The sequence below is a fragment of the Paenibacillus xanthanilyticus genome (genome assembly GCF_042682185.1).
GTDB lineage: Bacteria > Bacillota > Bacilli > Paenibacillales > Paenibacillaceae > Paenibacillus_Z > Paenibacillus_Z xanthanilyticus.
The window spans coordinates 1,661,548-1,679,803 of record NZ_JBHUHA010000001.1 but is presented as its reverse complement, the minus strand read 5'-3'; the positions used below and the strand labels follow the sequence as shown (position 1 = coordinate 1,679,803).

Genomic DNA, 18,256 nt, shown 5'->3' with positions numbered 1-18,256 from the left:
GATGAAGCAAGCTGCGTCCATACTCGTTATGAACGCAACTTCAGGCTCCCGGTCTCGTAAATCATCAGGATTCGAAAGAATGGAGGGATGAACGTTGCGGTTGGTGATCGACCACATGGCGAAGAAGTTCGATGACAAAAAGGTGCTCGACGGTGCGGCATTCACCTTTGACAAAGGCAATATTTACGGTCTGCTGGGACGTAACGGGGCAGGCAAAACGACGTTATTCAATTGCTTGAGCGGCGAGATGAGGATGGATGACGGCGGAGCTTTCCTGGAGGAGAACGGAACCCGGCGCTCACTTCGTGAGGACGATGTCGGCTACGTTCACTCTCTTCCGATATTGCCTGAATTTTTAACCGGTTATGAGTTTATCCGCTTCTTCATGGACATTAACCGGAATAAGCTGACAGACGGCCCGAGCATCGACGAGTACTTCGACCTCATGCGTATGACTAAGGATGACAGGCACCGGTTAATCAAGAGCTATTCGCACGGCATGAAGAACAAAGTGCAGATGCTGCTGTTCTTCATTACGAAGCCGCCCGTTATTTTGCTCGATGAACCGCTGACGTCGTTCGATGTCATCGTGGCCCTGGAGATGAAGCAATTGCTGCGGGAGATGAAGCAGGATCATATCCTGATCTTCTCTACCCACATCCTGCAGCTGGCCTCCGACCTGTGCGACCGGCTGGTCGTGTTGAACAACGGCCAATTATCGGATGTTCCGGCCGAGCTGCTGGGCAGTCCCGCGTTCGAACAAAGCATTGTCGAGCTGCTGAAGGATGATAATCATGTTCCAAACCATTAATACGATCCGGGCCATTCGCACGTCATCCGGAGCGAACCGGCTCATCTATTACGCGCAAAAGCTGCCTGTGGTCGGGAGCCGAATTCGAGACACCGCTTACGCCAGCCTAAGGGTCAAGCGCGCGGCGGCTATCGCTATGTTCATCCTCCGTATCCTTTGGGGCTTCTCGACGAGATTTGCCTATATGGGCCTGCTGTTGTATTGGCCGGTGATTGCATTCGGCGGACATCTTACTACAGCGGAACAGTACGGGATGTTTCTACATAGCTTCTGGATGATCAGCTTCATCGTGGCGGGCGTATCCAGCGCCAAAGTCCTGGAGCCCAAGCGCGACAAATATATCGCGGTGAAGCTCATGCGCATGCCGGCCGCGAATTACATGCGCAGCCTGCTTGCCTACCATTACGCGACATTCTTTATCTATGCGCTGCCTGCGATGCTGACTTTCGGGCCGCGGCTAGGGGCCTCTTACCTCGAATCGATTCTGCTGACGCTTTCGCTGACGTTATGGAGAATTTTGGCCGAATACGGGCATCTGAAGCTGTTCGACCGCACCGGACTCGTGCTAATCCGCCGTAACGGACTCGTCTGGATCGTCATCATTCTTGGCTATCTGGCCGCTTATTTACCGCTATTCCTCAACGAGGCGCCAGTCGTCGGACCGCTGCTGCTTCAGCTTCCCGTCGTTCTTGCCATCGTGATACTCGGCCTCTTAAGTGCGGCTGCGCTTGCCCGTTACCGGGATTACCGCAGCGCCGTAGACGCCGCGGCCAAGAGAGACGATCCGCTGCTCGATATCGGGCGCATGATGAGCGAAGCCCAGAAGACCAGCGTCCAGACCGCAGACGGCGACTACTCGCTGACAGTCGAACACCGGTCAGATCAACCAAGGCGCAGAGAAGGCTATCATGATCTCAACCATATCTTCTTCGAGCGGCATCGCAGCTTGATCCGCAAGCCTGTCTATATGCGGACTGCATGGATCGGCGGCATCGGAGCGGTCGCTGCCGTCGTGCTGGCGCTGTTCGGAGAGCAGCTCCATCTCCCGGCGGCCGAGCTTGGCACGATTATTCCGCTTCTCGCCTTGGCCATGAATCTTCTTCTCCTTGGCGAGCGGCTGTGCAAGGCGATGTTCTATCATTGCGATCTTAGTCTGCTGCGCTACAGCTTCTATCGAAGAGAGGCCAGCTTGCATTTTCGCATTCGACTGGTTCGGCTTACGGCTCTCAATCTATGGATATCCGCGGCGCTAGGAGCTGCGCTCACCTTGATTTTTGGGGTTTACGGCGCATCCTTCACTTGGGCGGATATGCTCCTGCTGTGGGGAAGCATCCTCTCGCTGACGGTATTCTTCTCGGTGCATCATCTGTTCATGTACTATATCTTCCAGCCGTTCTCGACGGAATTAAACATGAAGAATCCGTTCTATTTGATCCTCAGCGCAGCCGTTTCGGGCATGCTCGGCGCCGCGATCGTCACGCGTCCTCCTGCGGGAGCGTTCACGCTGACGGCTGCTATCGCGGCCGCCGCCTATCTCGTCGTCGCCCTGATCCTCGTCCGAAAAATCGGCCCCCGCACGTTCCGCGTCAAATGACGTCGGCTGCGACCGCGAAGAAAGCCCCGCTGCATAGCAGCGGGGCTTTCTTTCATTCGCCGATCGTAACCCGCTCGACCTTCATTTCGTACCCGTCCGGCGCCGCGGTCTCCAGCTCCACATGCGCGGGCGCTTCGACGCGCAGCTTGAGCTTGCCTTCGCCCGTCACGCGCCATGCGACGTCGATCCGGCCTTCATGCGGCAGCGGCACGGACCCTTCCGCCCAGTCCAAGCCGCATGGCTGCGGCGCAATGCGCACCTTGGTCCAGCCGGGCGTCAGTCCCTGGACGCCAAGGATATGAGCGCCGAGGAAATAGACGGGGCCGGCGGACCACGCATGGCAATGGCTGCGCGTCAAAATGCGCGAATCATCGCTGAAGCCGCTCCAAGGGTACATCTCCCAGCAAGCGGTCGCGCCATTGGCGATCATGAACCCGTAATTGCGCCGCATGTCGGCAAGCATCAGATCGAACCGCCCGATCGCGGCCAGCGCCTCGTAATAGAAGAAGGACATGAACGGACTGCCGACCTGGACGAAGGCGGGAGGCGGGCTCGCGATGTAACGTTCGACCAGCCGCTTCCGTTCGCCGTCCGCGATGCCGCAAAGGCAAGCGACGATCTGCGTCTGCATGCTGATCGTGCCCGATAACCGGCCGTCGGCGTGAAGGCAGTCGACGTAAGCCGCCCGCGCCGAATCCCACAGGTGGTCATCGATCGCCTGACGCAGTTGGCCCGCTTCCCGGAGGAACCGATCCGCTTCCGCCCCAAATCCGGCGATCGCGCCGAGCTCGGCCGCATCCCGCAGCGCCTTGACGAGGAACATGTTCTGCGGCGTCACGATTCCCAAACCCGGCTGTTCGAAGGGAGCCCAGTCCAGCAGGTTCCAGCCTTCATGCTCGAACAAGCCTTTGTCGTTCCGTAACGACAAGTACTTGTCGAGCGTAAGCTTCACGTGCGGCCAAATATCGGCGACGAAGGCGGCACTGCCGTCATAACGGTAATATTCGAGACAAGCGCCGATCCAGAAGAAGGTCCAGTTCGGGATGACGCTGCTCCAGCCGCTGGGCACTTGATCCGCGTACAGCGGGGTCTGGAAGGATGAGCCCGGCACCAGCTTCAGACACCGCTCCACAATTTCGCGCGCGCCGAAGGCATAATAATTGACGAGCGCTTCATTGCGCGCGTCGCCGACCCAGTACGCCTGCTCGTAGGCGGGGCAATCGACGAACGTATCCTCCATGCAGAGCCGCGTCGTATCCCGGCTGATTTTCCAGATGTCGCCCAATAGCGGATCGCTGCTCCGGAATCGCCCCGTATCGGCAACCGGATACTGGCTTTGCAGCAGCTTCAATTCGTACAGCTTTACGGGCCGCGCCGCGCTACGTATCGTCAGCACCAAATACCGGAGTCCCCGGCGGACGTAGGATTCATAGGACTGCCTGCCCTCGCGGCAGACGTAGCGGAAGGTGTTGTCCAGCTGATACGTATGCTGCATCCAGCCGTTCTTCATATATTCCAGCCCGTACCCGTCGACGATCGTTCCGTCCGCGGCATCGAGGTCGAAGGCGATATAACCGGACAGTTCGCGTCCGAAATCGATGACCAGCTCGGTATCCCTTCCGGCATAGACGGGAATGACCGCCGGATCGGCGCCGGCTATTACGGCGTGCTGCATGGCGGACGGAACGGCGTGCCGGGTCGCGACCTTCTTCCAGACGGACAGCGCGAATACGCCGTCTTGATGGACCAGCTGCGGATCAACCGCGCGAATCCAGGCCGCGAAATGCATAAGCTCCTCCACGGAAGACACGCCCTGCATGCGCATATAGTCGGGATGGCTGCGGTCCAACGAGCGGACTGGCCGATGGTCGATGATCTCGACATGGTCGAACGGACCCGCCGCGCAGAACGGAACCGAACCGGCCAGGCCGGGCACGGGCGAATAGACGTCGAACGAGGCGGCGCAGTCGAAGCCGAGATGGAAGCCGTGTCCATGGCTTCGCCCGGTGACGTCGAGCAGCAGCAGATGTTCGCCTGCTTGCAGCTCGACGGTGGCGTACCGTCCGCTCTCGATCTCGTCATAATCGCCGCCTTCGAGCCACCGGCCTTCTATACTTACCCGGCAAGGGATTCGCCCGTCGTCCACAATACCGATCGTGAAAGCAGCCGCTTCCTCCAAGCGCACCACGGTGGCCAAATACCCGCAGAACTCGACATTGTTCGCGTGATCGGCGCTCTCGGGGACAAACAGATTGCGAAGGTCGATCACCGCGTTCCAAGGGATTGGCTGTACGGCCGCAAGCTGCTCCACACGCGCCGGATAGACAGGTTGTTCCGTTAAATGGGGGATGCCGCGCTCGACAAGTCGCGTCCACGGCTTCATGCCGACGACCCCGATGACGGCTGCGGCCTCCCAGCTAGAGTCGTCATACTCGGGCCCGATCCACCCGGAATCCCATGCGCGCGCGTCGACCGATTCCGTAAACCCGAGCTGGCAGGAGATGCGCGACGTGCGGGGGTCGTGTCCGCGGTGGACGGCGGTTCGCCAGGAATCGTCCGTTGCGAGCAGCGGACCGGAGAGGCCCGGCATGTCGAGCTGGAGGAGAAGTCCGCCTCTGCCCCGCAAATATTGAAACGTGGAGACGCCGTAATGAAGGACCAGCACGGCGATGACATTCTCGGCGTCCGGCAGCAACAGATACCCGATCTCGTATTCGTCGTACGCAAGCTCGAACGGCCAAGATCGCACCGGCCCTCGGCCCACCCGCACGCCATTCACGAACAGTACGTAGCGGGAATCCGCCGTAAGGCGGACGACGGCTTGCTCCGCGTTGGAAGGCGCGACGAAGCGGCGCCTGAAGCAGCGCCACTCGTTCCTCGGACTTTCGGCGCCTGAACCCCAAATCCAGGATGCTTCCCAATCGGGCTGAATTGACATGTCCATCATCGTCATCCCCTTATCGATCCATTTTGTCCCCATCATAATCCTATTCTTGCGAAATGAAAGGGGAGGATCCAGACAAGACATAGGGTCGATCCGGACATCTTACGGGTATTGTTCGGATGCTTGTTCTCGACGCGTCTCACAAGTTGACATTTCACGGAGATTTCAATAACATTCACCTATCTGATAGGTAAAAAGGATGGTTGAATGATGATGCGCAAAATTAAAAAACAGCATATGCACGAACTCGTGTCGGAAGAAATTATCCGCTATATTGCCGACAAAGGGCTGGCGGAAGGAGACAAGCTTCCGTCCGTCGACGAGCTCGTACGCATGTTCGGGGTAGGCCGGTCCTCTTTGCGCGAAGCGCTGCGATATTTGGAAGCGACGGAAATCGTGAAGGTCATTAACGGCAAGGGCATTTTTGTAAGCGACGCCGGCTCTTACCGATACAGCGGAAAAGTAAAAATAGACAACGAAAAATCGTTTTTGCTCGATATTTTGGATGTGCGAAGAGCGCTGGAGGGGAAGGCTGTCGAGCTGGCCGCGAAGCGGATCACGGCAGGCAAGATCGAGGAGATGAAAGCATGCCTGGCAGAATATGACGACCGAAAGCAAAAAGGTCTAGATACGTCGGCAATCGACTACGTCTTTCATCAGCATATTTACGATGCCGCAGGCAATCCGCTGCTTCACAGCGTGTACGATTCGATATCGGAGTTGATCAAGAAGTTCTTTTCCGGCCCGTTCGGGGTGAAGGAGCTGTTCGATAATACGTACCCCTTCCATCACACGTTGTTCGAGGGAATTGCCAATCACGATTGGCAGCACGCGCTAAATGAATTTAACAAAATGATGGACATTATTGAAGCAACGATACGAGACTATTGACAGAAAATTTAAACATTGACAACATGTAAACGGCTCACTTATATTAAACCTATCAGACAGGTATACAGTATGATACTCATTTTTAGGGGGATTCCAATGCGACCAAAGTCTTGGAAGAAATCACTGTTATCCGTACCTATGATTGGTTTGACACTCAGTTTGACCGTGACGGCCTGCAGCTCACCCGCATCCGAGAATGAAAATGGGGGAGAGGGTAAAGTCGTCACGCTGCGCATGATCGAAAGCTTAACGAGCCCTAATCGCACGGCCATCATTCAAGAAAGCATTAACGCCTTTATGGATCAGAATCCGAACATCAAAGTGGAGCTGATTTCGCCGCCGTTCGATCAGGCGGACAATAAAATCAGAACGATGCTGAATGCGAAACAAGAGCTCGACGTGCTTGAGGTTCGCGATCTGAACGTGGCGGAATTCGTAAACAATGGCTACGTGGAACCGCTCAACGAATACACGAAAAGCTGGGATGACTTTGGCACCGTCACCTCCGTCGCCCAATCCGTCGCTACCGTCGGCGACAAGCTGTACTTCATCGCCAACGGTCTGTATCAGCGGCAGCTGTTTTATCGCGCAGACTGGCTCAAGGAAGCGGACATCGCCGTTCCGGCCACCTACCAGGAGTTGGTGGAGGCTTCCGTGAAGCTGACCGATCCTTCCAAAAACCGCTTCGGGTTCTCGTTTCGCGGAGGCTCCGGCGCCAACGCCGTTCCAGATACGATGATCCAGGCTTACAGCTCGGAGAAGATTAACATCGATGACGCGATGTTCCTGAAGGATGGCGGCACCATCTACTCGTCTCCGGAAGCGAAGGAAGCGGTAGCGCAGTATGTCAAGCTGTATAAGGAAGGCTCTCCGCCAGACTCCATTAACTGGGGCTTCCAGGAACAAGTTCAAGCGTTCACGTCCGGCGTCACCGCATTCCTCCTCCAAGATCCCGATGTCATTCAGTCGTTGACCGACAGCATGGAGGAAGGCACATGGGCCACCGCGCCGATGCCGAAGGGACCGCAGGGCAAAGCGCTCATCTCCGCCGGCGGAGCGGGTTGGGGCATTCCCTCTTATTCCAAAAACAAGGAAGCCGCCTGGAAGCTGATCAGCTTCCTGTCTTCGCCGGAAGAGAACACGAAGCTGTCGAAGAGCCACGGTACGGTGCCGATTCATTCTTCCGCCACGGAGGACGCTTTTTTCCAAGACGGACCCTACAAGACGCTGCTGGATATGACGAATCAGCCGGATACGTTCGTGAACTTCAAGCCGCCTTTCCAATATCCGGCCAACGGACAATGGGGCACAGTCGCCATGGAAACGGGACAGCGGATGCTGCTGGGCCAGACGAGCGTAGAAGATACGCTGAAGGAATGGGACAATTATTGGCTGCAGGCGAAAGCACAATTGAACAAATAACCGATATCAGCGGTGGGCGGCATGCGATCCGTCCACCGCATTTTACGAGCGGGGAAGGTGAGATGGTGTGAGCAAGCAGCGAAAGTACATATTACTCAGCCTGCTTCCGACATTGGCGTTGTTGCTGGCCTTTACGTTCTATCCGTTCCTGCAAGGGGTCGTGATGGCGTTTCAAAATTACGTGCTGTTTGATTTGACGAACGTTCAGTTTATCGGACTGCAAAACTTCGAAACCGCGTTTCGGGACGCGAAGTTCCTTGCGGCGCTCGAGAACAGCGCGTATTGGGTGTTTGTTTCGCTTGGTTTGCAATTTCTGATTGGCTTGTCGCTTGCCCTTGTGCTGCGAAAGCCCTTCAGAGGAAGAGGCATCTATCAAGGCTTCGTCTTCTATTCCTGGGCCTTGTCCGGTTTTCTGATCGGCTTGATCTGGAAGTGGATGTTCAACTCGCAGATTGGCGTCATCAATGACCTGCTCATGCGGACGGGGTTGATCGAGACGCGCATCGGCTTTCTTTCTGACCCGAAGTGGGCTATGACGTCGGTCATCGTGGCGAACGTCTGGTACGGTGTCGCGTTTTTCGCGATCATGCTGCTTGCCGCGCTGCAATCGGTGCCTGCCGATCTGTACGAGGCGGCGGACATGGATGGAGCCGGCGGGCTGCGCAAGTTTTTTAACGTCACGTTTCCGTATATTCTGCCGACGGTGATCGCCACGACGCTGCTCCGGGCCATCTGGATCTTCAACGATCCCTCCATCATCTATGGCCTTACGAATGGCGGTCCTGCCGGAACGACCCATATTCTCTCCTCGCTCATGCTGGAGAAGATTATCTATGGCGGAGATTACGGGATGGCCTCGGCGATTGGCGTCATCATGATCCTCATACTCATGCTGTATACCGTGTTTTATTTGCTGGCGACCAAGTCGGAAAAAGCAGGTGATTTCTAGATGAAGCCGCGTTTGTTGATGAGTCTGAAGACGCTTTATCTCGCCATCTATTTCCTGATCATGGCTTTCCCGCTGTATTGGATCGTGATCACTTCGCTGAAGCCTCGGAAAGAGATTTTCTCGCTGCCCATTCGATATTGGCCGGAGAGGCTGACGTTCGAGAACTACGCCAACATTTTCAAAGTATCGAAATTCCATGTCTATATCGGCAACAGTTTGCTTATTTCCGTGATCGCGGCGCTCATCGTCATCTGTATCGCGATCTTAAGCGGCTATGTGATGGCCCGGTTCCAGTTCCGGGGGCATAAGCAAATTATGATGGCTTTTTTCTCGACGCAAATGCTGCCCGGCTTTATTTCGCTGGCGCCGCTCTACCTGCTGATGTCGGACTTGAACCTAATCAACAACCGGCTGTCCTTGGTTCTTGCTTATACGGTCATGCTCATTCCTTTCTCCACCATCATGCTGCGCGGGTTCTTCCAGCGTATCCCGAGCAGTCTGGAGGAATCGGCGATGATCGACGGCTGCTCCCGTTTGACGGCCCTCATCCGGGTCATCATTCCGGTGATGCTGCCGGGGATCGCATCGACTTTCATCTTTGCATTCGTACAAAATTGGAACGAGCTGTTCATGGCGGTCATGTTTATTGACGACGAAAGCTTGAAGACGCTGCCCGTGGCGATGAACGCATTCGTCATGAAGTTCGACGTGGATTGGGGCTCGATGTCCGCCGGCACCGTATTATCGGTCATTCCGACCGTCGTTCTGTTCGCGTTCGCTCAGCGGTATATCGTAGAAGGGCTGACACAAGGCGCCGAGAAAGGCTAGCGGTGGATTGGCACGGATGCAAACAAAGGAATGACACCAACAAAGGAATGGATGTATATGGAGAGAAAACAAATGGATGAAGGGCTGCACACCATCGTGGCGCATGATCAGGTGGATACGAAGCACTACGGCGCGGTGACCATCCCGATCTATCAAAATAGCCTCTTCGCGTTCGAAGACCACGAATCATTCGATCAAGCCATGCAGGACGTGCTCGCTGCCACCGTCTATTCCCGGGGCAACAACCCGACGGTGCAATATTTGGAGAGCAAAATCGCTGCATTGGAATCGGCGGAGCGGGCGCGCTGCTTCGCATCGGGGATGGCTGCCATCGCCGGCACGCTGCACGCGCTATTGCGTTCGGGCGATCATGTCATCTGCGTCGATCAAGCCTATGGCCCGACAAAGCAATTTTTGGACGAATTATCCGATCGGTACCGGGTCGAAGTCACCTATGTGGATGGATGTCTGTTATCCGACTTCGAAGACGCTTTGCAGCCGAACACGCGTCTGATCTATCTGGAGAGCCCGACATCGGGACTGTTCCAGCTGCAGGATTTGGAGGGGATTGCGGCGCTTGCGAAGCGGACGGGTGCGCTAACGATGATTGACGGCAGCTGGGCGACGCCATGCTTCCAGCGTCCGCTAACGTGGGGAATCGATCTCGTCCTACACTCGATGACGAAGTATTTCTCCGGACATAGCGATTGCTTGGGCGGCGTCGTAGCAGGACGCGCGGACCTGATCGACGACATTGCCAATAAAGGGTATATGCTGTTTGGAGGCGTAATGACTCCTCATACCGCCTCCCTTATGATAAGGGGGCTGCGAACGCTGCCGCTTCGGATGGAGAGACATCAGCGGAACGGGTTAATCGTCGCGGAATACCTCGAGAACCATCCGCTTGTGAACCGGGTGAATCATCCTGGCCTGCCTTCCCATCCGCAGCACATGCTGGCCCGCAAGCAATTGGACGGATACGGCAGCCTCTTCTCCTTCGAGACGCAGGTGCCCGCAGCGTTATTGAAGAAATGGGCGGATGCTTTGCGTTACTTCCGGATTGGCGTCAGTTGGGGCGGCTTCGAGAGTCTGGTGACGGTTGGCCAAACGCCGGCGAGCCGTAATTTGACGGGGAACAACCCTTCGGTAGCCCGTTTGTACATCGGCCTGGAGGATCCGCAGACGCTAATCGGGGATATCGAGCAGGCATTTCGCGAGATTGGGCAAATGAGCTAGCCGTAACGAATCGGCACGGAACAATCCGATTTCTGTCTTTCGCAGCGATCGGTTTGTTCGTATTGACAGCCATGATTCCCGTCGGTCGGCTCACGAAGAAAGCGACTTTGACGCGTTACCATGCTTCGATTGCGCTGGACACGACAGCTAAAAAAAGAGAAAACCCCCGTTTTGACCAAACGGGAGTTTTCTCTACAATCCGAGGGGCCCGTTACCACGATGTAACGGGCCCTTGTCTCACTCTTATACACGCCCGGTAAGGGCGTCATCCATCCTATTAAATTAATCCGGACTTGCTTAGCAGATTGCGTATCATTACCGCAACTTCGGCACGGGTTATGTTTGCTTGGGGATCAAGCATTCGGTTGTTCTTGCCGGTCACGATGCCGGATTGCAGCGCATCCGATATGCTGCTTTTCGCCCAAGCCGAGACATCCCCCGCATCCATGAACGGGTTCAACAAGTTATCGGCATTCTCCGTCTGCAGCTTATTTGTAAGCCCGCTGAGCTTCATGGCCCTTGCAAGGATCGCCATCGCCTGCTCGCGCGTAATCTTGTCCTGCGGTCGGAACGTCCCGTCTTCAAACCCGCTGATCAATGCGTATCCGGCTGCCGTCTTAACCGCATCGTTGTACCAGTTGGATGCGCTGATATCGTCGAACGGCGCTTTTCCATCGTCAAGCTTCAGACCAAGTCCGCGAACCATCATCTCCGCAAATTCGGCCCGGGTCATAACCTGATTCGGCCGGAACAAACCATCCTCAAAGCCGTTCACGATCATCCGTGAACCCATATCATTGACCGCGTCTTTGGCCCAATTCCCTTTCGCATCGGCAAATTCGCGGGGATGCCATACCAGCGAGTACGTGCTATTCGTTAGGCTATTCACTTTGGCGTGGTACGCACCATCGATTACAACCACTTTCGTAGGCACGTGGCGGACCGTTCCATCTGGCTCCACGACAACCGCCGTGGTGATCTTTGAAGCGTCCGCTCCGTCCGGGAGTGCAATGGTACGCTCCACGTAAGCATTGAACTTGGACACTTCAAGCTGAGCATCGCCATAGAAGGCTGTTACCGAGAAATTGACCGGCGGCCCGACAAGAGCGAATTTCTCCCTTGCTGCCGCGCTATTAACGAGCTGTTTCGTATCCTTCAATGGCGCGGCGATTTCGATCTTGATTTTGATATCTTGAAGCGCTACGGCGCTCCCGATGCGCTCCGAAATCGAATCGATATTAATTTGCTGAGCCGGCAGCGTGTAGGTGGCATTTGGGGTCTTAATCTCCACAATCGCCTGCTTCTGCTCCATATTTTTAACCATTTGACCGTTAAGCTCTCCGAGGATAATATCGGACTTGGTCTCGATGGGAATCGTGACGACAGCTCCTTGGCCTTCCGCCGCCAGCTTTTCTTCCAGCTTCTTTCGGTCGACGGCTACCGTCACGACAACCTGATTGTTTGATTGGGTTGTCGTTGCCGTACCTGCATGTTCAACCTTGCCATTGACCAGAATATTAACTTCTGTGTTCGTTGTTCCCGCCGGACGTTCTGCAGGTAATTGCGCATTCCCCTGCGAAGATGACGATGAATTCGATGAGTTGGAGCTGTTCTGCGAAGGAGCCGGCGTCGTATCGCTTATCGTAATCGTCAGCGTTTGCGGAGAACCCGCACTGAAGTTCAGCGTCAGCGTCGCGGTCCCCGTCGAGAGCTGGTTCAAGTATTCCTTCTTGATCGTCACGGTATTCCCCGACACCGTATAATCCGTGCCAAGTTCCAGATCGTCTCCGTTATTGGCAATGCCGCTAAGGCTGTTCCCGTTCAGCGTCATCACGGCCGCGACATCCGCTTGGTTCGATGCGTTCTTGTCGAACCCGCCCGTTGTCGGGGCGATCGAGCTGTTCTGCGGAGGGGCAGGCGTCGTATCGCTTACCGCAATCGTCAGCGTTTGCGGAGAACCTGCGCTGAAGTTCAGCGTCAGCGTCGCGGTCCCCGTCGAGAGCTGGTCCAAGTATTCCTTCTTGATCGTCACGGTATTCCCCGACACCGTATAATCCGTGCCAAGTTCCAGATCGTCTCCGTTATTGGCAATGCCGCTAAGGCTGTTCCCGTTCAGCGTCATCACGGTCGCGACATCCGCTTGGTTCGATGCGTTCTTGTCGAACCCGCCCGTTGTCGGGGCGATCGAGCTGTTCTGCGGAGGGGCAGGCGTCGTATCGCTTACCGCAATCGTCAGCGTTTGCGGAGAACCTGCGCTGAAGTTCAGCGTCAGCGTCGCGGTCCCCGTCGAGAGCTGGTCCAAGTATTCCTTCTTGATCGTCACGGTATTCCCCGACACCGTATAATCCGTGCCAAGTTCCAGATCGTCTCCGTTATTGGCAATGCTGCCAAGGCTGTTCCCGTTCAGCGTCATCACGGCCGCGACATCCGCCTGGTTCGATGCGTTCTTGTCGAACCCGCCCGTTGTCGGGGCGATCGAGCTGTTCTGCGGAGCGTTGACCGTGTAGCTTCGCGTCATCACATCGCTGTCGGTTAAACCTGATTTCACGGCGATCGCCTTCACGGTCACCGCATCGTTAACGAGTATGGGAGCGCTGTATTGGGTACTCCTTGTCGTCGGCACGCTTCCATCCGTCGTGTAGTAGATGGATGCGCCCGCTGTAGCGGATGACAATACGACGCTAGTGCCGGAAGCAACGGCTCCACCTGCAGGGTTAGCCGACGGTGATGCCGTTACGTCCGTTGAATAGGCGTTCGAGCTAACGATGACGGAACCGACGCCGGTCACATCGCTGTTGATCGTTCCGGTGATCCCTGCGCTGAAGCTCGTGATGACGATGGTGTAAGTCGTATCCGCAGTAAGCGGAATATTCGGGAGCTGGGACTTAAAATCGTTGTCATTCGAGTAACCTTCAAGGAATGCCCGGTCATCATTCGCCCAAAGCAAGCCGTCTAAAGGATAGGCGGGATCGAAATCACTGTACAAATACATGGTCGTGTCATCAAACGCCGGACGGCCGTCTACACCATTGTCATTCATATAACCATAATCGATGGTTCCCGTGTCAAATGCGGCTGATGACACCGTGAGCGTATAATCCCCCGTGACGGTCGGCGTAATATCGCGCGTAAAGTAGTTGTACTCCCCCGAGCTCGGCGTACAAGCAACCATGTCCTCTTTGTTGAATACCGTGGTCGTATCCTCATTCAGACCGAACAAATCGCACCGGTTGAACATGTTGTCTCCGTTCGTAAGTTCGCCGCTAAACGTGGTGGACGCGGCATAAGCGTTGGAACTAAAGACAGAGGCATTTAATATGAGGCTGAAAATAACCAATACATAAAACGGATTCCTTGATCTTTTCATCGTGAGCAGTCCCATAGTTGACTCCTTCTTGGTTCTAGTTGACTGACCTGTTTTGCTTCGTATAACAAGAGAACTTCGCGGTATGCCACCATGCTTGCAGAAAGTCTAAAGCTCGATAATTCATTTAAACAATACAAGAATAATTCATAGAAACGCCTTTTGACAAAGTTCGATTTTACCAAAAGCTTTTTGGACTAGAGGTGTGATAGAGTTACCGTGTGCTTCATTTGAAAGAAGGATGGATAAAAGAAGGATCGCAAAAAATAGTTAACTATCAGCTTAGAGTGCACCGACATCGGAGAGAGGGACGTTAAACGAATGATGAAGACAAAGAGATTGCTAGGCATCATGACGGGGATGGCAATGTTGATGCAGGTAAGCTTTCCCGGCAGCGTGCATGCGGCGGCGCCATACATTTCACGGGCCGACCTATCAAGCAGCATGTACACACAGAGCAATGCCGCGGATATTGCCGTCCAAATAAACGAGTACAGCGGCGCGGCGTCCGGGGTGTACTATGTCGTTGTGCCGACCGGTACTTACGATCAAACGGGACCGACCGGTCAAAGTATCGTGGACGGAACCGGATTCGACTTTCACGGGTACGTGCCTGTAGCCAACAACAGGGCGCAGCTTATCATCAAGGGGCTGTCCCAGGATGTCAATTATACCGCCTATATCGTGGCAGTCGGTCAAGAGTCGTCATCCGAATTATCTTATCCTAGAGAAGTTCGGGGTATCGTCATGCCAGCCACGCGCAAATTTATCGATGTTGAGGCAGGAGGCAGCAGTTATCCGTTTACGATCGGCGTAAAGGAAGACGGAACGCTCAGCTACTGGGGGTATACGTATCAGTCGGCGCAAGTGCCGCCATCCGGGTTAACAGGCGTAAAGGCAGTCACGACCGGATTAACGCACACGGTGGCGCTGAAGGCAGATGGTACCCTCGAAGCCTGGGGTAGCGATACGTACGGAGTGCTTAATATCCCGGCGGAATTGAAGGACGCCGCGACAGCGCATGTCAAAGCTATTTCTGCCGGAAATTACCACACGTTAGCCTTAAGAGAAGATGGGACAGTAGTAGCGTGGGGCCATAATGTATACAATCAGTCTACCGTTCCGAGCGGATTGACTGATGTGGTTGCTATTGATGCCGGGAGTGACTTCAGTATGGCTTTGAAAGCGGACGGAACGATTGTCGTATTCGGCAACAATCCGAACGGCGGGGAGTACAACCCGCCTCAAGGTGTTAAATATAAAGCGATCGCAGGCGGTTATTCCCATTTGGTAGGCGTCAAGCTGGACGGTACCGTCGACGTATGGGGACACGGACGCTTTCCGGAGAGCGTAGCTGTTCCGGACGGATTAAGCGATGTCATCGCCGTAGATTCAAAGTGGGACTCCACGGTTGCCTTAAAAGCCGATGGCACGGTAGTCACTTGGGGGTCAAGCAATGGCAGCCCGCTTATGCCAGTCCCTAGCGATCTTGCCGACGCGGCCCAGATATCCGCGGGTTTTTTTCATAATGCGGCGATCTTAAGCGATAACGCTTATTTTGGTTGGGGGTACAACTCGTTCAAACAAGTGACCGGTCCAAGCCATAACGCGTATCTGAGTCGGCTCTCGTTAGCAACGCCGTCGGGTGCGGTTGCGTTAACGCCCGCCTTTAAACCCGACACTACCGAGTATACGGCAACCATTCCTGATGATGCGCCGACCTTAACGGCCAATGCAACGAATGATAACCCGTATTTGGCAACGGCCCCCGCTATCTATTTAGGCAATAATGATGTGACTTCAACAAAATACAATATTCCGCTTCCGTCCGGGATGCAGGTGCTGAAGGCCGTCGTTACGGCTGAAGACGGAACCTTGAAGACGTATACCGTTACCTTGAATCGGAGTTCTCAAGGCGCGGGAACCGGATCGGGGTCGGGGAGTACCTATACGATCGCATCCATCGCCAATCAAACGGCCGCCCCGCTTACGGAAGGCTTCGTTTCCGGAGAGCAGGAAACGAAAACCATTACGGTTACGAAAACCGGAACGGGGGATTTGCTTAACTTGGCAGCCCAGCTTAGCGGCACCAACGCAGCTGATTTTGAGGTTACGCAGCCAGCGTCTACGTTAAATAGCGGCACGCCGTCAACTAGCTTTACGGTGAAGGCAAAGGACGGCTTGGCCAAAGGAACGTATGAAGCGACCGTGACGATTTCGGCGGATAATATGACGAATGTTTCGTTTACCGTTAAGCAAGTCGTCGCAGAAGGGACGCCGGCTACCGTTCCGGCAGCGCCGACGAATATTAAAGCGGTGTCCGGTAACAAACTATCAACGATTACGTTCTCAGCCCCGACCGATGATGGCGGAAGCCCGATTACCGGCTATAAGGTGACCGCCATGCCAGGAAACATCGAAGTTTCGGGAGCATCCAGTCCAATTATCGTTACGGGTTTGAACAACGGGACCGGCTATACGTTTACGGTTCAAGCCGTGAATAATATCGGAAGCAGCGCACCTTCCGCGGCATCCAATAAAGTGATCCCAAGTTCGGGAAAGGGAGGCAGCAGCAGCAGCACTAGCAGCACTAGCAGCAGCACAAGTGTTAACAGCAGCGCGACTTCCTCGGTGAATGTCCTTGTCAACGGTAAAATGGAAAATGCAGGAGTAGCTACAGCGAGCACGCGGAATAACCAAAGCGTAATTACGACGGTGGTTGATCAGCAAAAGCTGGAAAACATCCTCGCGTCGGAAGGACAGCGCGCGGTGTTAACGATTCCTGTCAGCACGAAGTCCGATATCGCCATCAGCGAGCTCAATGGCCAAATGGTGAAAAGCATGGAAAACAAAGCGGCCATTTTGCAAGTCCAAACGGAGTTGGCGACTTATACCCTGCCAGCCGAGCAAATTAACATCAGTTCCGTATCCAGTCAACTCGGCAATTCGGTATCCTTGAATGATATTAAGATCCAAGTTGAAATTGCGGCATCTTCAGATAAAACGATGAAAGTCGTTGAAACTGCGTCAGCGAATGAAGGTTTAACCTTGATCGCACCAGCGGTTGATTTCAATTTAAGAGCAATCTATAAGGACGCCAGCGTCGAATTGACGAAATTCGACGCATACGTGGAGCGCAGCATTGCGATTCCGGAAAGCGCGGATCCGAATCAAATGACGACCGGGGTTGTCATTGAACCAAACGGAACGGTGCGTCATGTACCGACCAAGCTTGTTATGGTCGATGGCAAGTACTATGCAGAGGTTAACAGCTTGACGAACAGCACGTACGCCATCATTTCGCACCCGGTGGAATTCAGCGATGTGACGAACCATTGGGCGAAATCCGTAGTTAATGATATGGGATCGCGGTTTATCATCAACGGGACGCAACCGGGTATTTTTAGCCCTGGCCAAGATATCACGCGCGCCGAGTTCTCCGCCATCTTGGTTCGCGCTTTGGGGCTGAAGCTTGAACCAGGTCCGGGTGTATTCTCGGATGTATTCGAATCGGACTGGTACAGCAGCGCAGTAAATACGGCTTATGCCTACAAATTGATCAGCGGCTTTGAAGACCGGACGTTCCGGCCAACGGACAAGGTGACTCGGGAACAAGCGATGGTCATGATCGCTAGAGCCATGGCGATTACGGGGTTAAAAGCCGAACTCCCTGCTCAATCGGATGCCGATGCGCTCCAGCCTTATAGCGACGCGGTAAGCGCGTCCCAGTGGGCGCTCGGCAGTATTGCCGACAGCGTGCAATCCGGTATCGTGTCGGGCAAAAGCCACGGGCAGCTAGCGCCGAAAGACGATATCACGAGAGCGGAAGTGGCGGCGATTATCTATCGCCTGCTTCAAAGTTCCGAATTAATCTAAGGCGGGTAAATAGAACCGCTGAATTGGATCGTAGAATTGGGATAAGGGATTGGGTATGCGCAAAATTCCTCTGGCTGTCGAGACTTTCTCGACAGCCTTTTTTACGAATCAGATCCTTATGGACTTGAACGGTCCCGTTTCGAAGAGGTGAAGCCTGGTCATTGGGTCGCTGTTGCATCGCATGGATAGAAGAAGGCGAGGTTCAGTCACAATTTAGCAGCGGAGGAGTGCCATGTATGCCGACCAATGAAATGGCCGATGTATGGAGTGATTCTGTTGAAAGTAGGAAATAACCGCGCTCAACCAAATGCACGCCTGTATCGTTACATAAGCGGGTATAG

10 protein-coding genes are annotated in these 18,256 nt (G+C 54.7%); 8 read left to right on the top strand and 2 right to left on the bottom strand.

The window, feature by feature from the left end; translation table 11 throughout:
* Positions 1–103 precede the first annotated feature (103 nt).
* Positions 104–811: an ABC transporter ATP-binding protein gene (locus ACFSKT_RS06745; protein ID WP_377722850.1), complete on the top strand. Its 708-nt coding sequence runs from the start codon at positions 104–106 to the stop codon at positions 809–811.
* Positions 795–2,405, top strand: a complete 1,611-nt coding sequence (locus ACFSKT_RS06740) for a hypothetical protein (protein ID WP_377776311.1) — start codon at positions 795–797, stop codon at positions 2,403–2,405. Before ACFSKT_RS06745 ends, ACFSKT_RS06740 begins: the two co-directional genes overlap by 17 nt.
* Positions 2,406–2,457: 52 nt before the next feature.
* On the opposite strand, the gene ACFSKT_RS06735 is transcribed toward ACFSKT_RS06740, so the two are convergent.
* On the bottom strand, positions 2,458–5,352 hold the full coding sequence (locus ACFSKT_RS06735) for a family 78 glycoside hydrolase catalytic domain (protein ID WP_377722004.1): 2,895 nt from the start codon (positions 5,350–5,352) through the stop codon (positions 2,458–2,460).
* A gap of 207 nt (positions 5,353–5,559) precedes the next feature.
* On the opposite strand from ACFSKT_RS06735, the gene ACFSKT_RS06730 reads away from it, so the two are divergent.
* The 5 genes from ACFSKT_RS06730 (at position 5,560) to ACFSKT_RS06710 (ending at position 10,675) form a co-directional block, all read left to right on the top strand.
* Complete coding sequence (locus ACFSKT_RS06730; RefSeq protein WP_377722003.1) at positions 5,560–6,240, top strand: FadR/GntR family transcriptional regulator; 681 nt, start codon at positions 5,560–5,562, stop codon at positions 6,238–6,240.
* Positions 6,241–6,336: 96 nt separating this feature from the next.
* Entirely contained in the window at positions 6,337–7,662 is a 1,326-nt protein-coding gene (locus tag ACFSKT_RS06725; protein ID WP_377722002.1) for an ABC transporter substrate-binding protein, read from the top strand.
* Between the two features lie 67 nt (positions 7,663–7,729).
* Complete coding sequence (locus ACFSKT_RS06720) at positions 7,730–8,611, top strand: carbohydrate ABC transporter permease (RefSeq protein WP_377722001.1); 882 nt, start codon at positions 7,730–7,732, stop codon at positions 8,609–8,611.
* Positions 8,612–9,439: a carbohydrate ABC transporter permease gene (locus ACFSKT_RS06715; protein ID WP_377722000.1), complete on the top strand. Its 828-nt coding sequence runs from the start codon at positions 8,612–8,614 to the stop codon at positions 9,437–9,439.
* Between the two features lie 57 nt (positions 9,440–9,496).
* A complete protein-coding gene (locus ACFSKT_RS06710) occupies positions 9,497–10,675 on the top strand; it encodes a trans-sulfuration enzyme family protein (RefSeq protein ID WP_377721999.1) in 1,179 nt (392 codons plus the stop codon).
* A gap of 277 nt (positions 10,676–10,952) precedes the next feature.
* Here ACFSKT_RS06710 and ACFSKT_RS06705 read toward each other — a convergent pair whose 3' ends face one another.
* Positions 10,953–14,042: a X2-like carbohydrate binding domain-containing protein gene (locus ACFSKT_RS06705; RefSeq protein ID WP_377776310.1), complete on the bottom strand. Its 3,090-nt coding sequence runs from the start codon at positions 14,040–14,042 to the stop codon at positions 10,953–10,955.
* Between the two features lie 318 nt (positions 14,043–14,360).
* Between ACFSKT_RS06705 and ACFSKT_RS06700 the strand changes: the two genes are divergently transcribed.
* Positions 14,361–17,915: an S-layer homology domain-containing protein gene (locus tag ACFSKT_RS06700; RefSeq protein WP_377716773.1), complete on the top strand. Its 3,555-nt coding sequence runs from the start codon at positions 14,361–14,363 to the stop codon at positions 17,913–17,915.
* Positions 17,916–18,256 lie beyond the last annotated feature (341 nt).

Bases quoted from the DNA above. Each gene is read 5' to 3' on its own strand.
- ACFSKT_RS06740 (WP_377776311.1), top strand. From the start codon at position 795: ATGTTCCAAACCATTAATACGATCCGGGCCATTCGCACGTCATCCGGA.
- ACFSKT_RS06735 (WP_377722004.1), bottom strand. From the start codon at position 5,352: ATGATGGACATGTCAATTCAGCCCGATTGGGAAGCATCCTGGATTTGG.
- ACFSKT_RS06730 (WP_377722003.1), top strand. From the start codon at position 5,560: ATGATGCGCAAAATTAAAAAACAGCATATGCACGAACTCGTGTCGGAA.
- ACFSKT_RS06725 (WP_377722002.1), top strand. From the start codon at position 6,337: ATGCGACCAAAGTCTTGGAAGAAATCACTGTTATCCGTACCTATGATT.
- ACFSKT_RS06715 (WP_377722000.1), top strand. From the start codon at position 8,612: ATGAAGCCGCGTTTGTTGATGAGTCTGAAGACGCTTTATCTCGCCATC.
- ACFSKT_RS06710 (WP_377721999.1), top strand. From the start codon at position 9,497: ATGGAGAGAAAACAAATGGATGAAGGGCTGCACACCATCGTGGCGCAT.
- ACFSKT_RS06705 (WP_377776310.1), bottom strand. From the start codon at position 14,042: ATGAAAAGATCAAGGAATCCGTTTTATGTATTGGTTATTTTCAGCCTC.
- ACFSKT_RS06700 (WP_377716773.1), top strand. From the start codon at position 14,361: ATGATGAAGACAAAGAGATTGCTAGGCATCATGACGGGGATGGCAATG.